This is a genomic window from Ruegeria sp. SAZD013 (assembly GCF_059612525.1).
Map to the genome: position 1 here is coordinate 151,293 of NZ_JBXWQT010000020.1, position 18,725 is coordinate 170,017.

Annotated in this window: 15 protein-coding genes; 4 read left to right on the forward strand and 11 right to left on the reverse strand. The window is 56.9% G+C overall.

What is annotated here, in order from left to right:
• Nucleotides 1-4: 4 nt before the first annotated feature.
• Together ctlX and rocF are read right to left on the reverse strand one after the other, a co-directional pair.
• Nucleotides 5-925 (reverse strand): citrulline utilization hydrolase CtlX, encoded by a 921-nt coding sequence (gene ctlX, locus AC2FLU_RS06990; protein WP_480472341.1) that lies wholly within the window; start codon nucleotides 923-925, stop codon nucleotides 5-7.
• Nucleotides 925-1,845 carry an arginase gene (rocF, locus tag AC2FLU_RS06995; protein ID WP_496808578.1) on the reverse strand — a complete coding sequence of 307 codons (921 nt, stop codon included), beginning with the start codon at nucleotides 1,843-1,845 and terminating at the stop codon, nucleotides 925-927. The genes ctlX and rocF overlap by 1 nt, the downstream gene beginning before the upstream one ends.
• Before the next feature lie 87 nt (nucleotides 1,846-1,932).
• On the opposite strand from rocF, the gene AC2FLU_RS07000 reads away from it, so the two are divergent.
• Complete coding sequence (locus AC2FLU_RS07000) at nucleotides 1,933-2,361, forward strand: Lrp/AsnC family transcriptional regulator (protein WP_480472343.1); 429 nt, start codon at nucleotides 1,933-1,935, stop codon at nucleotides 2,359-2,361.
• A gap of 113 nt (nucleotides 2,362-2,474) precedes the next feature.
• Nucleotides 2,475-5,084, forward strand: a complete 2,610-nt coding sequence (gene mprF, locus AC2FLU_RS07005; protein WP_496808577.1) for a bifunctional lysylphosphatidylglycerol flippase/synthetase MprF — start codon at nucleotides 2,475-2,477, stop codon at nucleotides 5,082-5,084.
• A gap of 3 nt (nucleotides 5,085-5,087) precedes the next feature.
• On the opposite strand, the gene AC2FLU_RS07010 is transcribed toward mprF, so the two are convergent.
• From AC2FLU_RS07010 to AC2FLU_RS07035, 6 genes are all read right to left on the reverse strand, one after another.
• Complete coding sequence (locus AC2FLU_RS07010; RefSeq protein WP_480472349.1) at nucleotides 5,088-6,638, reverse strand: efflux transporter outer membrane subunit; 1,551 nt, start codon at nucleotides 6,636-6,638, stop codon at nucleotides 5,088-5,090.
• Nucleotides 6,639-6,649: 11 nt separating this feature from the next.
• Entirely contained in the window at nucleotides 6,650-7,795 is a 1,146-nt protein-coding gene (locus tag AC2FLU_RS07015; RefSeq protein ID WP_480493357.1) for an HlyD family secretion protein, read from the reverse strand.
• A 21-nt stretch (nucleotides 7,796-7,816) separates the two neighbouring features.
• Nucleotides 7,817-8,179, reverse strand: coding sequence for a DUF3302 domain-containing protein (locus AC2FLU_RS07020; RefSeq protein ID WP_480493356.1), 363 nt, complete (start codon nucleotides 8,177-8,179; stop codon nucleotides 7,817-7,819).
• Between the two features lie 35 nt (nucleotides 8,180-8,214).
• Nucleotides 8,215-8,784, reverse strand: a complete 570-nt coding sequence (locus AC2FLU_RS07025) for a disulfide bond formation protein B (protein ID WP_480516744.1) — start codon at nucleotides 8,782-8,784, stop codon at nucleotides 8,215-8,217.
• A 10-nt stretch (nucleotides 8,785-8,794) separates the two neighbouring features.
• Nucleotides 8,795-8,950 (reverse strand): DUF5993 family protein, encoded by a 156-nt coding sequence (locus AC2FLU_RS07030; protein WP_496808576.1) that lies wholly within the window; start codon nucleotides 8,948-8,950, stop codon nucleotides 8,795-8,797.
• 107 nt (nucleotides 8,951-9,057) lie between these two features.
• Nucleotides 9,058-9,819, reverse strand: coding sequence for a DeoR/GlpR family DNA-binding transcription regulator (locus tag AC2FLU_RS07035; protein ID WP_480493353.1), 762 nt, complete (start codon nucleotides 9,817-9,819; stop codon nucleotides 9,058-9,060).
• Between the two features lie 181 nt (nucleotides 9,820-10,000).
• Between AC2FLU_RS07035 and glpD the strand changes: the two genes are divergently transcribed.
• Both glpD and AC2FLU_RS07045 read left to right on the forward strand, forming a co-directional pair.
• Nucleotides 10,001-11,587, forward strand: a complete 1,587-nt coding sequence (gene glpD, locus AC2FLU_RS07040) for a glycerol-3-phosphate dehydrogenase (protein ID WP_496808575.1) — start codon at nucleotides 10,001-10,003, stop codon at nucleotides 11,585-11,587.
• 195 nt (nucleotides 11,588-11,782) lie between these two features.
• Nucleotides 11,783-12,328 (forward strand): DUF2087 domain-containing protein, encoded by a 546-nt coding sequence (locus tag AC2FLU_RS07045; protein ID WP_480553305.1) that lies wholly within the window; start codon nucleotides 11,783-11,785, stop codon nucleotides 12,326-12,328.
• 41 nt (nucleotides 12,329-12,369) lie between these two features.
• Here the strand turns inward: AC2FLU_RS07045 and AC2FLU_RS07050 are convergent, their stop codons facing one another.
• The 3 genes from AC2FLU_RS07050 to metG all read right to left on the reverse strand — a co-directional run bounded on the left by AC2FLU_RS07050 (nucleotide 12,370) and on the right by metG (nucleotide 18,636).
• Nucleotides 12,370-15,507: an efflux RND transporter permease subunit gene (locus AC2FLU_RS07050; RefSeq protein ID WP_480553306.1), complete on the reverse strand. Its 3,138-nt coding sequence runs from the start codon at nucleotides 15,505-15,507 to the stop codon at nucleotides 12,370-12,372.
• A gap of 3 nt (nucleotides 15,508-15,510) precedes the next feature.
• A complete protein-coding gene (locus AC2FLU_RS07055; RefSeq protein WP_480516752.1) occupies nucleotides 15,511-16,668 on the reverse strand; it encodes an efflux RND transporter periplasmic adaptor subunit in 1,158 nt (385 codons plus the stop codon).
• 249 nt (nucleotides 16,669-16,917) lie between these two features.
• On the reverse strand, nucleotides 16,918-18,636 hold the full coding sequence (gene metG / locus AC2FLU_RS07060) for a methionine--tRNA ligase (protein WP_496808574.1): 1,719 nt from the start codon (nucleotides 18,634-18,636) through the stop codon (nucleotides 16,918-16,920).
• Nucleotides 18,637-18,725: the final 89 nt, after the last annotated feature.

Below are 18,725 nucleotides of genomic sequence, written 5' to 3' on the forward strand. Positions count from 1 at the left end.
TCTCCTATCGGCGGGCAAGGTGGACGCCTGCAATCATGCAGCGTACTGACCCACCAGCAGTTTCGATTGTTGGGACGGACAGTGGCAAAGGCGTTGCACTGGCTTGGATTATTTTGATTTGATCAGGGGTGAGGGCGCCTAACGCTCGGCTCGACAATGCCAGCACCAATCCATCGCGTCCCTTCAACTCAATTGCATTCCCCGCAAATTCGGCGATTTGGTCATGAGTCAGATCAATCACGGTTCGACCGGATTCCTCTAACCGATTGCGAATGGTCAAGCGACGGTCGGGGTCCGATATCATGTCGAGGCAGATTAACGCGTAATGAGTGCCGATCCCCATCAATACGTTGGTATGATAAACGTCCCTGCCTTTTGCGTCGCGGGCCTGAAAGGCAATTGGTTCATAGTTGAAATGAGTGCAGAACCGCTCCAGCAAGACCGGGTCGGCGCGATTGGAGGTGACTGTATACGCGATGCGGGCAATGTGGTCCAACACCATCGCACCTGTCCCTTCCAGCGCAAGGTTGTCTTGTTCCAGCCCGGAATAGTCTATGACATCCTGCACGCGATACTCATGTTTGAGCAGTTCGATGACATCGGTTCGCCGCTCGCGTCGGCGAGACGGCACGAACATCGGGTAAACTGCTATGTGACCACCAGGATGTGTGGAAAACCAATTGTTTGGGAAAACGCTGTCGGGTGTGTCGAGATCGCCAAAATCATCAAAAACGTGAACAGTGATTCCTGTGTCGCGCAGGCGTTGAACTGCCTGGTCATGTTCATCTCTCGCAGCTTCCGACGTGGCTGCGGCCGACGTGATACTCAGCGTTTGAAACGCATTGTCATCGCGTGTTTCCGGGTTGGAGGCAAAGGCATGTGGCCGGATCATTACTGCTGCAGACGGTGCTTGTAGCGATAGCATCAGAAACTCCGGGTGGGGCGGTCAAAGACGCGACGGCCCATAAGTGAGGCGGCCAGATCGACCATCAGTTTTGCAGTGCGGCCACGTTCATCCAGAAACGGGTTCAGTTCGACAAGATCCAGCGAACTGACCAGTCCGCTTTCATGCAGCAGTTCCATGACCAGATGAGCCTCGCGCTCGGTCGCACCGCCGGGAACAGTGGTGCCGACGGCAGGGGCGATGGCCGGGTCCAGGAAATCAACATCCAACGAAACGTGGAGAAGGGCGTTTTCAACTTTGACGCGGTCCAGAAACGCCAGCAACGGGGCCTTGATCCCATGTTCGTCAATGCTGCGCATGTCGGCCAGCATGGCCCGGTTTTGTTCCAGCGCCGAACGTTCTGCCGGGTCGACAGAGCGTAGGCCGATCATGCCGACGCGGTCCGTTGGCACGATGGCAGGTAAGGAAGGAAATGCCTCGAACCCCGGCCTTCCTGTAAAATAGGCGACGGGTGTGCCATGCAGGTTGCCGCTGTCTGTGCTGTCGGGGGTGTGAAAGTCACTATGGGCATCCAGCCACAGAACGAACAGCGGGCGGTCAATCTTTGCAGCATAAGCGGCCATCCCGGTCACGGTTCCCATGGACAACGCGTGATCGCCGCCCATGAAGATCGGAATGCCCCGATCAGCCGCTTTTAGCGCGACCTTGCTCAGCGCTTGCGTCCAACCGATGCATTCGGGCAGCGCGAACAGGTGCGGATGTTCGGGCACGCCGGTTTCTTCAGGTTGCACGTCGCCCCAATCGCAAACGGAGTGACCAAGATCGGTCAAGGCCTGATCCAGCCCGGCCACGCGATATGCGTCAGGACCCATTCGGCAACCCTGACGCCGTTTTCCGGCGTCCATCGGCGCGCCGACTAAAATGATGTTATTGCGTTCCATGTGGTCCATTTAGGCCGTCACTGTGTCTTGCGTGAAGAGCGCAAAATGCTCAAAATGGTTCAGGAAACTCCTTAGTGAGAAAGTGATATGGACGAATTGGATAGTCGTCTGCTGGGCGCATTGCAGCGTGACGCGCGCGCCAGCCTGTCAGAGCTGTCGGAAACGCTGGGCGTAACCCGCACTACGGTGCGCAGCCGTTTGCAACGGCTCAAGCAATCTGGTGAGATCGTCGGTTTTACTGTGTTGACGCGTCGGGATCTGGCACAAAGCCCTGTGCGTGGGCTGATGATGCTAGAAATCGAGGGGCGCGGTACCGAGCGCGTGATGTCCCGGATCGGGGCTATGCGGCAGGTCACGGCGGTCCATTCGACCAACGGCAGTTGGGATTTGATTGCCGAAATCAGTACGGAAACTCTGGCCGAGCTGGACGAGGTTCTGTTTCATATTCGCAGGATCGACGGCGTTACACGTTCGGAAACGAACCTGCTGCTGTCAACGCGCAAGGGGCGGCTCTAGTGCTTTGAGATAAATGCGAATTGTGCCAGAGTTCGTGAGTAGACAGGGTGCGGCTTACCCTCAGGTAGGCCGCTTGCTGATTAAGGGTTCAGTATTTCCGGAAGGCTTGCGGCATGACCACATCTGATAATGGTGACGAACCTTTGGCCGAAAAGTGGGCCGAACGTCTTGCTGGTCTACTGGAGAAACCCTGGCTGCGCATCGCGATACCGGTCGTTATTACCGGGATTGCCCTTTCGGTTTTGCACGATCTGTTGGCCCATGTGAAATGGTCGGATGTCCAGACAGATATTTCGGCGACATCATGGAAGTTGATGTTTTTTGCGATGTGCTGGACAGCGTTCAGCTTTTTGTCGCTGTCGCTCTATGATGTGTTCGCGGTACAAAGCGTGGCGGATGGCAAGGTGCCGTTACCTGTGGCGGGGATGGCCGGAGCCAGTGGATACGCGGTGTCGAACTGCCTTGGATTTTCCTATATCACAGGAACCGCAATCCGGTATCGGATATACGCGTCGCTTGGCTTGGATCTTGGCCGGGTGGCTGGTGTAATCGCAACCTCATGGGTGGCGTTCTGGATGGGTCTGATCCTGATTTTGGGCCTGTTGCTGACCCTGCACCCGGATGGAATATCCAAGGTGATGCCCGTCAGCGAAACGGTCGAAACCACCATAGGATTGTGCTTGCTGGTTGCATTTGTCGCGATGTTCATTTGGCTGTCCAGCGGTGGCCGACGGTTGGCTGTTGCAGGTGTCGGTTTCGATTTGCCCGGAGGCAAACTGGCGGGCCTGCTGACGTTGGCTGCCATTGGCGACCTGTTTGGCGCATCAATGGCGCTTTACGTACTGATGCCGGATGATTTGGGGGTCGGGTACCCGTATTTCTTCACCATCTATATCGCTGCCATTGCCGTTGGAATCCTGAGCCATGCGCCGGGCGGGATCGGCGTGTTTGAGGCGACATTGATTGCCGGTCTGGGGGCGTCGGGTCGTTCGGATGTGATTGCTGCGTTGCTGCTTTACCGGGTGGTTTACACTTTTTTGCCATTTGCAGTCGCCAGCCTTTCCATTGCCGTTGCATCGGTCTTGACCCAAAGACACATGATCGGCGGTGCCGCGGTTTGGGTCTATCGTGTGATCCGCCCCATGGTTCCAATGGTCGCGGCCGGGGTTGCCGCAGTGGCCGGGGTGATCTTGCTGGTGTCGGGCGCGCTGCCAGCGGGGGCGCAAAAGCTCGGCACGCTGAAAGATCTGCTGCCCCTGTCATTTGTCGAGGCTTCGCATCTTGCAGGCAGCGTCGTAGGCGTATTGCTATTGCTGGTCTCGCGCGGGTTGTTCCGCAAGCTCTACAGGGCATGGGTCGTTGCGATGGTGTTGATGGGGGCGGGATTCTTTGCTTCGCTTGCAAAGGGGCTCGACATCCACGAAGCGCTTTCGATGCTGGGAACGATTGGTCTGCTGGCCATGTTTCGCGGTGCGTTCTACCGGGTCAGTGGCGCGTCGATATTTCGGTTGAACATCCCATGGCTGATCAGTGTCGTAGTTCTGCTGGCGGTGATTTTCTGGATCGGGCTGTTTGCATATTCGCATGTCGAATACCAAAATGATCTGTGGTGGCAGTTTGCTTGGAACGGTGACGCCTCGCGCTTTCTGCGGTCCAGCCTTGTCGTGGCCGTGATCGTGGGCATTGTTGCCATGAACTCTCTGTTCGGGCGTGAGATTCCGACACCACAGCGGGTTGAAATCCCAGAGGTTGTCGAGCGGCTAGTGATGGAGAGTGAGGATTCGGAATCCCAAATCTCGCTTACCGGTGACAAGCAATTCCTGATCTCACCGGATGAGACCGCGTTTATTGCCTACGCCGACACAGGCAATGCGCTGATTTCGAAAGGAGAACCGGTTGGTGACGAGGGTGCCGGGCAGCAACTGATTTGGCAGCTTCGGGAAATGGCGGATCGCGAAGGTAAACTTTGCGCGTTCTACAGTGTCTCGACCAAATATCTGCCAACTTTTCTGGATCTTGGACTGTCGATCCTGAAAATTGGCGAGGTTGCGCGGGTTTCTTTGCACGATTTCTCGCTGGACGGAAAGTCGCGCAAGCGGTTCCGGCAAGCCAAGAACCGTGCTGAACGCGAAGGATATGTGTTCGAGATCGTTCCGAAGGAAGAACTGGCGCCTCTGTTGTCAGACTTGCGTGGGATTTCAGACCGCTGGCTTGCGCAAAAGGCCGGTGCAGAAAAGGGCTTTGCGCTGGGGGGATTTGATGATGAATACCTGTCCTATTTCGATCATGCTATCCTGCGTGATGGCAACACCGGCAAGATCATGGCCTTTGCCAATCTGTTCCAAGGGGGGAACAAGTCGGAGCTGTCGCTGGATCTTATGCGCTATGAACCCGATAGCCCAAGTTTCGTTATGGACGCTCTTTTCGCCGACATGATGGATTGGGGCGCGCAGCAAGGGTTTCACTGGTTTTCACTGGGTGCCGCACCGTTTTCAGGGATCGAAAACCGTCAGCTTGCTTCGCTTTGGAACCGCATCGGTGGGTTCGTTTACGAACATGGCGAGCAATTCTACCATTTTGAAGGCCTGCGCGCGTTCAAGCAGAAGTTCGATCCGGAATGGAGCCCGAATTATCTGGCCAGCCCCGGCGGGCTGGCCGCGCCCCGCATTCTGTATGAGGTCAATATCCTGATCTCGGGCGGATTGCGCGGGTTAACCAAGTAGCACTTAATTCAGGCTTGCGCGGGTTGGGGTTTTCTGCAGCAGATCGCCCCAGTCCGTGCGATAGGCCATCTCGGCCAGAACGGTTTCGGGCAGGAATTCCTGGTTTTGCCGGATCTGCCATCCGCCGCCCAGGCCCTTGTAAACCGCCACCAGATTGCTGGATACCTGCTGCCGTGCCTCGATCAGATTGGCCTGCGACCGCAATAGCGCGGTCTGGGTGTTCAGCACGCGCGAATAATCGGCAATGCCGTCTGTATACTGGCTGACGGCGATTTCGGCAGCTTTGCGTGAGGCCTCGACACTTTGTTGATAGAACCCGACCTGCTTACGTGCCTGCGCATAAGCGACCATGGCACTTTCAACTTCGGAATAAGCGGTCAGCACAGTGTTCTGATAATTCGCAATCAGCGCCTGATAAGCGGCGTCCTGCGCGCGAACATTGTTCTTGATGCGGCCATAGTTCAGCACATTCCAGACCACACCGGCACTGGCCAGACCGGTTGTGCTGCCACCGCTGAACAGATCGCGCCCGCCGGATGCCTGCAGCCCGATCGCGCCAGACAGGATGAATTGGGGATACAGGTCCGCCATCGCGATGCCCACTTGTGCCGATTGCGTGGCTGCCGCCAGTTCAGCCGCGCGCACATCCGGGCGGCGGCGTAGCAATTCAGCGGGAACGCCCACTGCCACATTTGCTCGGGCCGATGGAATGTGGCCGGAATTGCCCAACAGACCGGTCATGCGTGAAGGTGTCGTGCCCAACAACACCGCAAGCGCGTTCTTGGTCTGTTGCAAGTCGCTTTCCAGTTCGGGTACCAGCGCCTTAGTGTTGTTCAGCAGGGCGGTGGATTCCTGCACGTCCAGTTCCGTGGTGACGCCATTGTTAAACCGCAGCTGAGTCAGGTCTGCCGAATCTTGCTGCAATTTGATGTTCTCACGCGCAATTGCCAGCGTCTCTTGCAACGCCCGGATATTGACGTAAAGCGCGGCGACATCCCCGGTCAGCGTCACCAACGCGTCGTCGTAATTCGCCACTTGCAGGGCCAGATTGGATCGCGCGGCCTGAACGCCGCGCCGCTGCGCGCCCCAGACGTCCAACTCCCACTGGGCATCGAAGCCGACTTGCGAGGTCGAGAATTCGGTATCCAGCGGGATGACGCGATTGACATCCGAAATCGGCCCCAGATTGTCGCTGATCTGGCGCCGTTCAAGCGAGCCGCCAATGGCCTGCGACTGCGGGTAAAGCTCGCCAAAGGCGATACCCAGTTGTGCACGGGCCTGCAAAACCCGCGCGCCAGCGACCTGAAGTGTCAGGTTCTGGGCGTAGGCCTCGGCAATCAGTTTGTTGAGGGTAGGATCATTGAATGTTTGCCACCATTTCACGACAGGCGCACTGCGCGACGTCAGCCCGCTTTGACCGGCGCTGGGGTTGTTGACCTCAATCCACTGTTTCACGACCGGTGAGTTGGGGCGCACGAAATCCGGCCCAACGGGTGTGCAGGCCGCGAGAGTGGCGGCACAAATGGCGGTTCCCAACAACCTGCGGAGTGTCATGGCGCGCATCCTCAGATATCCAGAGGTCGGATGAAGTTGGCGAAGGAATAGAGACGGATGTTGATACGCCTCAGAAACTCAAAACTTTTGCCTTGGCCTGTATAGATCGCCACTGCGGCATGACCACCTGCTGGGAAAATGTGGTCTTCCGGAACATCGACGGTGATCTGGACCGCAATCCGACCGGGCAGTTTGGGCAGCTCGAAACCGGGCAGGCGGCCCGACGGGATGAGTTGCCCCTGCCGGGTGGCCCACCAGATCGCTTCGACCTTGCCCGTCAGGATTTCACCGGGATAAAGATCAAGTGCAACTTCGACCTCTTGCCCCGGCTCGACAAATTTCAGGTTCTGCTGGCGGAACGTGGCAAGGATATAAGGGCTTTCATCAGTCACAAAGCTGGCAATCGCACCCAATCGGACGTCACCGACTACCAATCCGGGGCGAGCCTGCTGTGAGACGATCATGCCATTTTCAGGCGCATAGATTGTTGTGTTTTCCAGAAAATATTCGGCTTCGGCCAATTGCGCCTGCGCCTGAAGGATGCCGGTGTTCACGCCGTCAATCTGCGATTCCAGCGCCAGCTGAGCCTTGGCCAGGTTCGCCTCGGCCTGTTTAACGGCGGCCTGATCTTCCGTCACCTGTTCGTTCCAACGGTCGAGGTCGTCCTGACGGGCACCTCCGGCGGGAACAAGGTTCTCATACCGCGCCTGTTGGGTTTGCGCATAAGCCAGTTGTGCATTGGCCCGTTCGACAGCTTCGGTCGACGCGATAACATCCTGTTCAAGGATTTTGGCATTCTGCGCTGCCGCCACCAACTGGGCCTGTGCATTATCGACCGCCAGCGAAAACACCGTATCGTCGAACCGATAAAGCGGATCGCCCTTTGTGACCGGTGTGTTCGGTTCAACAAGAACCTCGGACAGGATCGTCGGCTGTGTCAGCTTTGGGATGATCTGTATGGTCGAACGCACCACGTGGCTGTCTGCCGAAAACGGCTGAAAGAAGCGCAACGCCACAAGGAAGATCAGCAGCAGATGTGCGCCCACCCAGAACGAAACAATGCCCCAGGCAATGTTAAACTTCAGCCATTCCAGCTTGAAGAAAATGAGCCAGACGAAAATGATGTAGAACAGAGTGATGCCGAGGGCGACGAACATAGGTATTAGGGTCCTTCGGTCTTAACTGGGTTGTGTGTCGTCTGTGTCCAGACGATTCTGGTATTCGGGTTTGACCTTGCCGCCCAAGCGTTTGATTTCATCGCGAATGGCATCTTTTTCCTCGTCCGGGCCGCGGCGAATATCGACCGTGACGCCATCGTGAAAAGCCCACATGAAGGCGTGTACCCAGGGCACGACAGCCAAGAACCCCATCCATCCCATGATCTTTACAGCTTCGGCGTGGGGATGATTGCGTTTGATCGCGATCCGCCCCGGAAGGCCCATAATGAAAAGGAACAGCGCCATAACTGCTGCAAGCAGCAGGATCAGCGCGGCCAATGTCAGATAGTCATAATAGCCCAGCGGCTGGCCCAGTAGTCCCATGCGTGTGCCTCCATCAGGGGAAGGTTAGGGTATCCTCAGTCATTCGCTTTCAGTTCGTCAATCAACTTGTAGTCGGTGGGCGGGTCATCACAAATGCCCGGTCCGCATTCCAGCAGAGTTGAACCGGCGTTCAGCACGGCCAGTGCCAGCATGACAAAGAAGGCGGTTTTTGCCAGCTTGTTTCCCCCAAATCGTACCTCGCTGGTCGCGCCCGAGACATATTGGCGATCAAACAGCAGCATGAACGACGTACCCAGCAGGACTAGGAAAAAGGCGATGCCCGCCCAAGTGTAATAATGCAGCCCAAGAACGGGCGATCCATAGTGGCCGGTTCCCGGCACAATGTGCAACAGGATTTGCCGGATCGAAACACTGCCGCCATACAAAGCTGCAATCAGCATGATGGCATAGTGCTGCGGTCGCGCGCCATACAGCAGGTTCAAGCCCAGCCCGACGCCGACAGCAACAAAGCCGACACGCTGCAACAGGCAAAGCGGGCAAGGCAGTTCGTAAAGGAAAAGTTGATAAAAAAACGCCAGCGCCAGAACGAGACAGACGGCCAACATTCCGATCGCGTTAAATGTTCGTGACAGTTCAGGTGTCATGACGAGGCCCTCAAAGCTGAATTGTCAGCTGACTGGTGGCGTGGAATTTCAACCAGTAGACACTCAGGGCAATTGTAACAAAGAACAGCGCATTGCCTGCCTTCGTCATGTTGAAATAGTTGAGCCCCATCGTGGCGGTAAGTAGTGAAAATAAAAGCGCAATCATGGCCCGGTGCTCCCCTCCCGTGCACATATCTTTATGCAGACGATAGTGTCAGGCCGGGTGGCATCTGGCAAGCGACGTGGTAATTTTGAGACTATTCTTAATGTCCGCTAGTTACACAGTACGATGTCCGTTTGCCATTCCTGACTGCGCAGGTGCAGATCGCCAGGTAACGGCGCATCAGTGTAGATCGCGTCTATTTCAGCCAAGGAAGTGATGCGCGCCGGGGCCGAGCGGTGAAACTTTGAATGGTCGGCAACCAGAAAAGTTCGGCGTGCCTGCGCAATGATGGTCTGGCTGACTTGTACCTCCTGAAAGTCGAAGTCCAGAAGATCTCCGTCAGTGTCCAAAGCTGAACAGCCGATCACGGCAAGATCAAATTTGAATTGCCGAATGGTCGAAACAGTCAGGGTCCCGATCAACCCGCCGTCTGTGCGCCGCAGGACGCCTCCAGCCATGACGACCTCACAATCCGGGTTCTCAATCAGAATGTTTGCGACATTCATGTTGTTCGTCACAACCATCAGGTTCTTGTGGTGCAGCAATTGCCGCGCCACGGCCTCGGTTGAGGTCCCGATGTTCATGAAGATCGACGCACCGTCGGGGATATCGGTGGCGCAAGCCTGTGCAATACGGGTTTTGGCGTCGGAATTCAGGGCGCGGCGGTCTTCATATCCGATGTTGGAAACGCCCGAGCGCAGAACCGCGCCGCCATGCACCCGATCCAGTTTACCTGCCTCGGCCAGCTCGGTCAGGTCGCGCCGGATCGTCTGGACCGTGACACCAAATCTTTCGGCCAACCCGTCAACGGTGACGCGGCCTTCGGCCCCGGCAATGTCCAGAATGTCAGATTGGCGGAAAGACAGGGACATGGGTGTTTCCAGACTTGAAGTGTTTCTTTTCGTTTTTGTTCTTTCTGGCCGGTTTTGCAAGAACGGCATGCGAAAATTTCAGATCAGTGTTGTAAAACGAAAAAAGTCGAACATAAACATTGACCATACGAAGGATGTTCTGGCAAATGCCTATCATCCATCCTGACAAGGAATCATTGGCATGCAGTCAGCGGACGTTCAGATAACGGACCTTTTTATCATCGGTGGCGGGATCAATGGTTGCGGCATCGCACGGGATGCTGCTGGCCGCGGGCTGTCAGTTGCTTTGGCAGAGATGAATGATCTGGCTTCAGCGACGTCATCAGCCTCGACCAAATTGTTTCATGGCGGGTTGCGCTATCTGGAATATTTCGAAATCCGTCTGGTCCGTGAGGCCCTGATCGAGCGTGAAACCCTGTTGCGCGCGATGCCGCATATCAGCTGGCCGATGCGCTTCGTGCTGCCATACCATAAGGACATGCGGTTTGACTCGGAAACGCCGACCTCACGGCTGCTCAGCACGGTCATGCCGTGGATGCGCGGGCGGCGTCCGGCCTGGCTGATCCGGTTGGGTTTGTTCATGTATGACAATCTGGGTGGTCGCAAAATTCTGCCGGGCACCACGTCGCTGAACCTGCGATCGGCTCCGGAAGGGGCCCCACTACAGGACAAATTCGAAACGGCTTATGAATATTCCGACTGCTGGGTCGAAGATTCGCGGTTGGTGGTCCTGAATGCCCGCGACGCCGAGGCGCGCGGTGCGCAGATCATGGTGCGAACCGAAGTGATTTCCGCCGAGCGGGTGGACGACCTTTGGCAGGTATCCATTCGCGATCGCGACGGCGGCGAAACCCGTCTTGTCCGGGCCAGAATGCTGATCAATGCAGGTGGCCCTTGGGTCGGGGACATCATCCAGTCCAAGATCCGTGTGAACTCACGCGAGGGTGTTCGGCTTGTTCGGGGCAGCCATATTGTGACACCCCGGCTGTATGACCACGACAAGTGCTATTTTTTTCAGGGCGAAGACGGCCGCATCATTTTCTCCATTCCTTACGAGCAGGATTTTACCCTGATCGGCACAACGGATCAGGATCACCCGGACCCTGACACGAAACCCGTCTGTACTGAGGCCGAGCAGGAGTATCTGTGCACTTTCGCATCGAAGTATTTCAAGCGCACTGTGACCCGCGAAGATGTTGTGTGGACCTATTCCGGTGTGCGGCCGCTTTATGACGACGGTGCCAGCAGTGCCACCGCTGCAACGCGGGACTACACGCTGAAAGTCGATGCGCAGGGTGGGGCGCCTGTATTGAACGTGTTTGGCGGCAAGATCACCACCTATCGACGGCTCGCGGAAAGTGCTCTGGAGAAGATTGGTGAATTCTTTCCGAATATGCCGGGCCCCTGGACCGCCGGTGTTGCGCTGCCGGGCGGTGACTTTCCGGTTGACGCTGTTGAAGCCCTGACTGATCAGCTTTTGGCCGCGTATCCGTTTCTGGGTGCCGCCTGGGCTACACGCCTAATCAGGGCCTATGGAACTGAAGCAGCAGATGTCCTTGGGGATGCGCAGCAGTTGTCTGATCTGGGCGAGGATTTTGGCGCAACACTGACCGCGCGGGAAGTCGCGTGGCTGATCGACAAGGAATATGCCAGAACCGCCGAAGATGTCGTCTGGCGGCGCAACAAGCTGGGCCTGCGAATGAGTGCCGAGCAGATCGCGCGGATCGACGGTTGGATGGCTGAACGGCGGATCAGCAGCACGGCCTGATCCATCTTTCTATCCTCTTGGCGGGTGATCCGTGTTGTGCTAGCCGTTGGTTACGGTCGGCAGACACCGAGGCGTCGCTGCTCTTACCCAGAGTGCTAAACCTGCCAGTGAATTTGAAACTATCGCAACCATCCGGGCGTTGTTTCGTCAAGTCAGCGACCAACGATCGCGAAAAACGCCCGATATGGATTTGTGATGAGCAAAACTCCTGTACCGTTGCACGCCGATGATCTGACCGGATTCGTGCGCACCTTGTCCCAACAACTTGGCGACTCCAGCCCGTCGCACCTGACCCTGATGAATATGGTCGCCCGTTCCGCCGGGTTTCAGAACGTGCAACATATGCGCGCCACCAGTGCCGCTGCCAGGCGGATTGAGGCCCGCCCGAAACAACTGGCTGCTGACATGCGTACGGTTGAGCGTACATTGCACCTGTTCGATGAGCAGGGCAGGCTTCGGCAATGGCCGTCAAAAAGATCTGTGCAGACTTTGTCCTTGTGGGGGCTCTGGTCTGCGGTACCGGCTGCTGCGGTGCTGCAAGAGGGTGACGTCAACGCGTTTCTCAATGCCGAACACTGTTTTGATGACCCTGCAACCCTGCGCCGGACCATGATCTCCTGTGGGCTGCTGACACGGAACCGGGATGGATCGGATTATCGCCGGGTCGAGCAGGCACCGACACCAGAGGCAAAGGTGGTGATCCGCGAAATCTCTGAACGGCGGCGGGGAAGATCAGACTAACGCCAGAAAAAGCCCCGCTGATGTGCGGGGCTTTGATTGGATCAGGCCGCTTCTTTTGACGGGCCGGGATCGTTTTTGCTGCCTTTCAGCCACTCGCGCATGCTTTGCATCAGGGCGTAGAGGACAGGCACCACGATTACGCCAACCAGCGTCGCGGCCAACATGCCACCGAACACGGCGACACCGATGGCTTTTTGGCTGGCCGCGCCCGCACCATTGGCAGCCAGCAGCGGTACGACCCCCAGCAGGAAAGACAGGGCGGTCATCATGACAGCGCGGAAACGCTGATGAGCGGCCTCGACGGCTGCTTCCTTGATCGATAGACCCTTGGCGCGTTGTTCCATTGCGAACTCAACGATCAGAATGCCGTTCTTCGAAGCCAGGCCCACCAGCATGATCATACCGATCTGCGTATAGAGGTTTATGTCACTGCCAACGATGGCAACCGCGGCCACCGCCCCGAACAGGGCCACGACCACTGACAGCAGGATCGAGACCGGCATAGTCCAGCTTTCATACTGTCCCACAAGAAACAGGTAACCGAATAGGATGGCCAGCCCCAGAATGATGATCACCAGGCTGCCGGACGCCAACTGTTGTTGTGCCGTCCCCGTCCATTCGAACGAGTATCCCGGCGGCAGGGCCGAAGCAGAAACCTCTGTCATCGCAGTGATCGCATCGCCGCTGGACAGGCCCGGTGCCGGTACTGCTGTCACAGTTGCCGACCGAAACAGGTTATGCCGTTTGAGCAGAACCGGCCCCAATACGTTTTCCACGTCAATCAGGGTACCCAGTGGCACCATGTCGCCCTTCTGTGAACGCACATAGAGGCTGGCAATGTCATCGACATTATCGCGATAGCTGCCTTCCGCCTGGATCATTACGCGATAGACGCGACCAAACAGGTTGAAGTCGTTGACATAATATGACCCCAGCTGGGCCTGCATGGTCTGGAAAATCTCAGCCACCGAGACGTCCAGCGTCTTGGCTTTCTCACGGTCCAGATCCACGAACAGCTGCGGAACATTGGCACGGAATGTGGTATAGGCCTGTCCGATCTCGGGTCGCTGGTTGGCCGAATAGACAAACGATCCCACAGCCGATGCCAAATCCTGCGGTGAACCGCCGCCGGTTTGCTGCACCTCCATCTCGACCCCGGCCGACATGCCGAGACCCTGAATTGGTGGCGGGTTGAAGGCAACGGTCGAGGCTGCGGTCTCATTATTCGCGATGGCCAGCACCTTAGCCAAAATGGCTTCGGCGCTCAGGTCTTCCTCCTGCCGTTCGCTCCAGTTGTCGAGGTTCACGAAGATCGCAGCGCCGTTGGTGATTGTGCCGTTCAGCAATGAGAAGCCATTGATCAGAACGGTGCTGGACACACCCGGGATCTCGCGTATCTGGTCATCAAGGCGCTTTGTCACGGCCTCGGTCCGTTCCAGCGTCGCGGCGTCAGGCAGTTGCACGTCAACAAAGAGATAACCATTGTCTTCCAGCGGGATAAACCCAGCTGACGTGTTCGACATGATTGCCCCTGTTCCCAGGCCGAGCCCAACCACGATGGCCAGCGCGATAGCCGGAAAGACAAGCAGTTTGCGAACAATGGCGACATAGCCATTGCGAACGCCACCAATGAGATTTTCGAACAGCGCAAGCAGCCCCTTGGGTGGCCCCGAGCGGGCCTTAAGGACCAGCCCACACAGAGCGGGCGACAGTGTCAGCGCGTTGATGGATGAGATTACAACAGCGGTCGAGATCGTAACAGCGAACTGAGAGTACAGCCGCCCTGAGATACCCGGCATGAAGGTCACCGGTACGAACACCGCCAACAGAACCAGTGTGGTCGCGATGACGGGGCCGGTGATCTGCCCCATAGCCTTACGGGTGGCTTCGGCTGGGGGCAGCCCCTCATCAGCGATGATGCGCTCGACGTTTTCGACCACGACAATGGCGTCATCGACCACGATGCCGATGGCCAAAACCAGCGCAAACAGCGAGATCGTGTTCAACGACATGCCGAAGGCCAGCAAGAAAGCAAACGTGCCGATCAGTGAGACCGGGATGGCAACCGCCGGAATGATCGTCGCGCGCCAACTTCCCAGGAACACAAAAACGACCGAGATCACGAGGGTAAAGGTCAGGATCAGTGTCGATACGACGTCATTCAAAGAAGCTTCGACAAAGTCTGTCGTGTTAAAGGGGACATCATACTCCACATCCGTCGGGAATGCGCGGGACAGCCGCTCCAGTTCCGCCTGCACGCGCTCTGAAACGGCCAGGGCGTTTGCGCCGGGGGCCTGATAGATACCGATCACGGTGGCGGGCACGGACTGAAAATAACCGGACGCCGAGTAAAACTGTGCACCAAGCTCAACCCGGGCGATATCCCTTACGCGGACAATTGCGCCGGCGTCTCCGGTACGGATCACGATGTTGCCAAATTCTTCGGCTGACGTCAGTCGCCCTTTGGACTTGATCGTGTATTGAAAGGTCTGGCCTTCGGGAACAGGCGGTGCACCAATCGAGCCTGCGGACACTTCGATATTCTGTTCGCGGATCGCGTTGATCACATCGCCTGGTGTGATGGACAGGGCTGCCATCTTGTCCGGGTCCATCCAGACCCGCATGGCATATTCAAGGTTGGTCAGAACATCAGCCTTACCCACGCCCTGCACACGCGCCAGCGCATCGCGCAGGTTGATCGAGGCATAGTTGGAAAGAAACACGCTGTCATAGGTGCCGTTGGGCGAGGTCAGCGTGACCAGCATCAGCATGTTGGTCGACGATTTTTGTGTAACAACGCCCGAAGATGTCACTTCGGCGGGCAACGACGACATTGCCTGTGCCACCCGGTTCTGCACGTTGACCGAGGCGATATCGGGGTCGGTGCCAACTTCGAAGGTTACGTCCAATGAATACGAGCCGTTGTCAGACGATCTGGACGTCATGTAGATCATGTCGTCCACACCGTTGACCTGCGCCTCGATCGGTGCGGCAACAGTGTTTTCCACTGTTTCCGCATTTGCGCCGGTATATTTGGTGGATACGTTGACGACGGGCGGGGTAATGTCAGGGAACTGCGCGACCGGCAGCACCAGATAGCCGATGCCACCCATGATGGTCAGTACCAGCGAGATGACAAACGCCAGCTTTGGCCGGCTGATGAACAGGGCTGAGAACATCGATTATTCTCCCGGCTGTTCAGAAGCGACGACCGCGTCAACAGCCACGCCGGGGCGGACCCGTTGCAGGCCCTCGACAATCACGCTTTCGCCCTCACGCAAGCCTTCCGTAACGATGATGGCAGTACCTTCCGTGTTGCCTGTGGTGATGTATCGCTGCTCCACCATCTGTTTGTCGTTTACTACAAGAACAAAGTCACCACGCTGGTCGCGTTGCAGTGCAGCTTGCGGCACCAGAACTTGCAGGGTTGGTTGCAGCGCTTCAATCTGCACGTTCACGAATGCACCATCCAGGATCAAACGGTCGGCATTTTCGAACTGGGCGCGCATTGTGATCGCACCGGTCAACGGGTCGATACGATTGTCAACGAATACGATCCTGCCCGTTTCATCCAACTTGGTTCCATTTGGCAGCGTGATATGCACATTGGGGCTTTGCGGGCTGTCAGCAAGAGAGGCGGAATTTGCGCCAACGGTCTGAAGAACCGAAGTGAAGATTTTTTCGTTGAGCGAGAAATTCACATAGATCGGCGTCTCGCTGACAATGTTCACCAGCGGGGGGTTGGTCGGGCCTACCACATCGCCGACACTGGTGGTGATGCTGCCGATACGCCCATCAAAAGGCGCGTGGATCTGTGTATAGCTGAGGTCCAGTTCGGCCTGCTGGATCGCTGCATTTGCGGCCTTGACCTGAGCCTCGGCGACCAGTTCGTTTGCCCGCGCGATGTCACGTTCGGATTCAGGTGTCGCGTCGCGCTTGTAAAGCTCTTCCTTACGCGCCAGGTCAACCTTGGCCAACTCAAGATTTGCCTCGGCCCGGTTCAGATCAGCTTTTCGGGCCTCCAATGTCGCTTCGTAAAGGTCCGGTTCGATGGTGAACAACAGGTCGCCTTCTTTGACCGTTGCCCCATCCTCGACATTTCGGCTGTTGAGAAAACCGTTCACGCGGGCGACGATGTCGACCTTATTGATCGCCTGAGCGCGCCCTATGAAGGAAGCCTCGTCGGTGATTTCTTCGGTGTAGGCGGCCGCAATCGTAACTTTCGGTGCCGCTCCTTCGTCCTGTGCAGTTGCAGGTTGGGCCAGTCCCAGGGATATCAGCAATAATGCGGTGGCAATTGGATTGCGGGCCTGAGTTGGAAAAGGGAAAACTTGGGACATGGCGAAAGCCTCGTGCATTTCAGAAACAATTGGTGTCCATCCCGGCGGTCACAATCGCGCGAGTCGACAAAACTTGTTTGCAGGATGGCTTGTTTACCACGATTTCTCAAGCGCGATGAATCCCGAGGTGGTTCGCGATGACGCCAAAAATTTGAGCAAGTAAGCTGGTTTAGGTGTCGGCCCGTTCCGAGGTGCCGAACGAAAACAGGGGCCAACGGCCCCCGTTTGAGTATCCGAATATCAGGGTGGTCAGCCGCGTTTACCAGCGAATTTTGCCTGCCATTCTTCGCGCTGTTCGTCTGTGATCTTGGCGAACAGAACGTCTGGCACGGTAAGGTCGTGACCCGCGGGTAGCGCGTTCAACGCTGCGGCTACGTCTTCCGGCCAGCTGGTATCAAGCGTGTTCATGGCGCTTAGCATCTTGGCCGCAGCATCAGGGATGAACGGCGCGCTGAGCACGGCATAGAACCGGATCAGGTTCAGACCCAGACGCACCTGTGCAGCGGCTTGTTCGGGGTCTTCCTTGAAGGTTGACCACGGCGCCGCAGCTTGCAGGAATTCATTGCCAGCCACCCAGATGGCCCGCAGCTCCTGAGCCGATTTGCGGACGTCCATTGCTTCCATATGCGCCTCATAGGCGCGGACACGTTTGGTAAGTTCATCGATCAGAGCGTTCTCACGCTCGCCAAACTCACCGCCTTCGGGCACCACCTCACCGAATTTCGAGCGGCAGAACTTAGTGATGCGGCTGACGAAGTTGCCCAGAACATCGGCCAGATCCTTGTTCACGGATTGTTGGAAGTTCTCCCACGTGAACTCGCTGTCGCTGCTTTCCGGTGCATGGCTCAGCAGCCACCACCGCCAGTAGTCAGCTGGAAGAATCTCGAGCGCCTGATCCATGAAAACGCCACGACCCTGCGAGGTCGAGAACTGGCCGCCGTCGTAGTTTAGATAGTTGAAGGATTTCAGGTGGTCGACCATTTTCCACGGCTCGCCCGACCCGAGAATGGTGGCGGGGAAAGAAAGCGTGTGAAACGGCACGTTGTCCTTGCCCATGAACTGGACATAGCGCACATCGTTCGCGCCCTTGTCGGTGCGCCACCAGCGTTCCCACTCGGAATCGGGTTTCCCGGTCGAATCCGCCCATTCCTTGGCACAGGCGATGTATTCAATCGGCGCATCGAACCAGACATAGAAGACCTTGCCTTCCATACCGGGCCAGTCCTGTTCGCCTTTCTTGACCGGAACGCCCCAGTCCAGATCGCGGGTGATCCCCCGGTCTTGCAGCCCGTCGCCATCATGCAGCCATTTCTTGGCAATGGATGTGGTCAGGATCGGCCAGTCGGTTTTGCTGTCAATCCAGGCATCCAGCTGATCCTTCATCGCCGATTGGCGCAGATAGAGGTGCTTGGTCTCACGCACTTCCAGATCGGTCGAGCCCGAAATGGCCGAGCGCGGTTCAATCAGGTCGGTTGGATCCAACTGCTTGGTGCAGTTTTCACACTGGTCGCCACGTGCGTTCTCATACCCGCAATTGGGGCAGGTGCCCTCGATATAGCGGTCGGGAAGAAAACGACCATCCGCGTTGGAATAGATTTGCTTTTCCGTGACTTCACGGATCAACCCGGCCTCATCCAGTTTCCCGGCGAAATGTTGGGTCAGCTTTTTGTTCTGCTCGCTGGATGAACGGCCAAAGTGATCAAAGCTCATCCCAAAACGCTTGGCGATGTCGGCCTGAATTTCGTACATGTCCGCGCAATACTCGGCCACAGGCTTTCCAGCTTTAGCAGCGGCCAGTTCGGCCGGGGTGCCGTGTTCGTCGGTGGCACACAGGAACATGACCTCGTTTCCCCGGCCACGCTGATAGCGTGCATACAAGTCGGCAGGCAGTTGCGAGCCGATCAGGTTGCCGAGGTGCTTGATCCCATTGATGTATGGGATTGCCGAGGTGATGAGAATCCGAGCCATATTCCGTTTCCGCATATCTAACTGCGCGTTCGTCTAACCTATGTCACCGCTCAGCAAAAGCCCGGTTTCGTAGATGACTGGAATAACTC

Coding starts and splice junctions, on each gene's coding strand:
- ctlX (WP_480472341.1), bottom strand. CDS start 925: ATGCTATCGCTACAAGCACCGTCTGCAGCAGTAATGATCCGGCCACAT.
- mprF (WP_496808577.1), top strand. CDS start 2,475: ATGACCACATCTGATAATGGTGACGAACCTTTGGCCGAAAAGTGGGCC.
- rocF (WP_496808578.1), bottom strand. CDS start 1,845: ATGGAACGCAATAACATCATTTTAGTCGGCGCGCCGATGGACGCCGGA.
- AC2FLU_RS07045 (WP_480553305.1), top strand. CDS start 11,783: ATGAGCAAAACTCCTGTACCGTTGCACGCCGATGATCTGACCGGATTC.
- AC2FLU_RS07020 (WP_480493356.1), bottom strand. CDS start 8,179: ATGGGACTACTGGGCCAGCCGCTGGGCTATTATGACTATCTGACATTG.
- AC2FLU_RS07030 (WP_496808576.1), bottom strand. CDS start 8,950: ATGATTGCGCTTTTATTTTCACTACTTACCGCCACGATGGGGCTCAAC.
- AC2FLU_RS07055 (WP_480516752.1), bottom strand. CDS start 16,668: ATGTCCCAAGTTTTCCCTTTTCCAACTCAGGCCCGCAATCCAATTGCC.
- AC2FLU_RS07000 (WP_480472343.1), top strand. CDS start 1,933: ATGGACGAATTGGATAGTCGTCTGCTGGGCGCATTGCAGCGTGACGCG.
- AC2FLU_RS07010 (WP_480472349.1), bottom strand. CDS start 6,638: ATGACACTCCGCAGGTTGTTGGGAACCGCCATTTGTGCCGCCACTCTC.
- AC2FLU_RS07025 (WP_480516744.1), bottom strand. CDS start 8,784: ATGACACCTGAACTGTCACGAACATTTAACGCGATCGGAATGTTGGCC.
- glpD (WP_496808575.1), top strand. CDS start 10,001: ATGCAGTCAGCGGACGTTCAGATAACGGACCTTTTTATCATCGGTGGC.
- AC2FLU_RS07050 (WP_480553306.1), bottom strand. CDS start 15,507: ATGTTCTCAGCCCTGTTCATCAGCCGGCCAAAGCTGGCGTTTGTCATC.
- AC2FLU_RS07015 (WP_480493357.1), bottom strand. CDS start 7,795: ATGTTCGTCGCCCTCGGCATCACTCTGTTCTACATCATTTTCGTCTGG.
- AC2FLU_RS07035 (WP_480493353.1), bottom strand. CDS start 9,819: ATGTCCCTGTCTTTCCGCCAATCTGACATTCTGGACATTGCCGGGGCC.
- metG (WP_496808574.1), bottom strand. CDS start 18,636: ATGGCTCGGATTCTCATCACCTCGGCAATCCCATACATCAATGGGATC.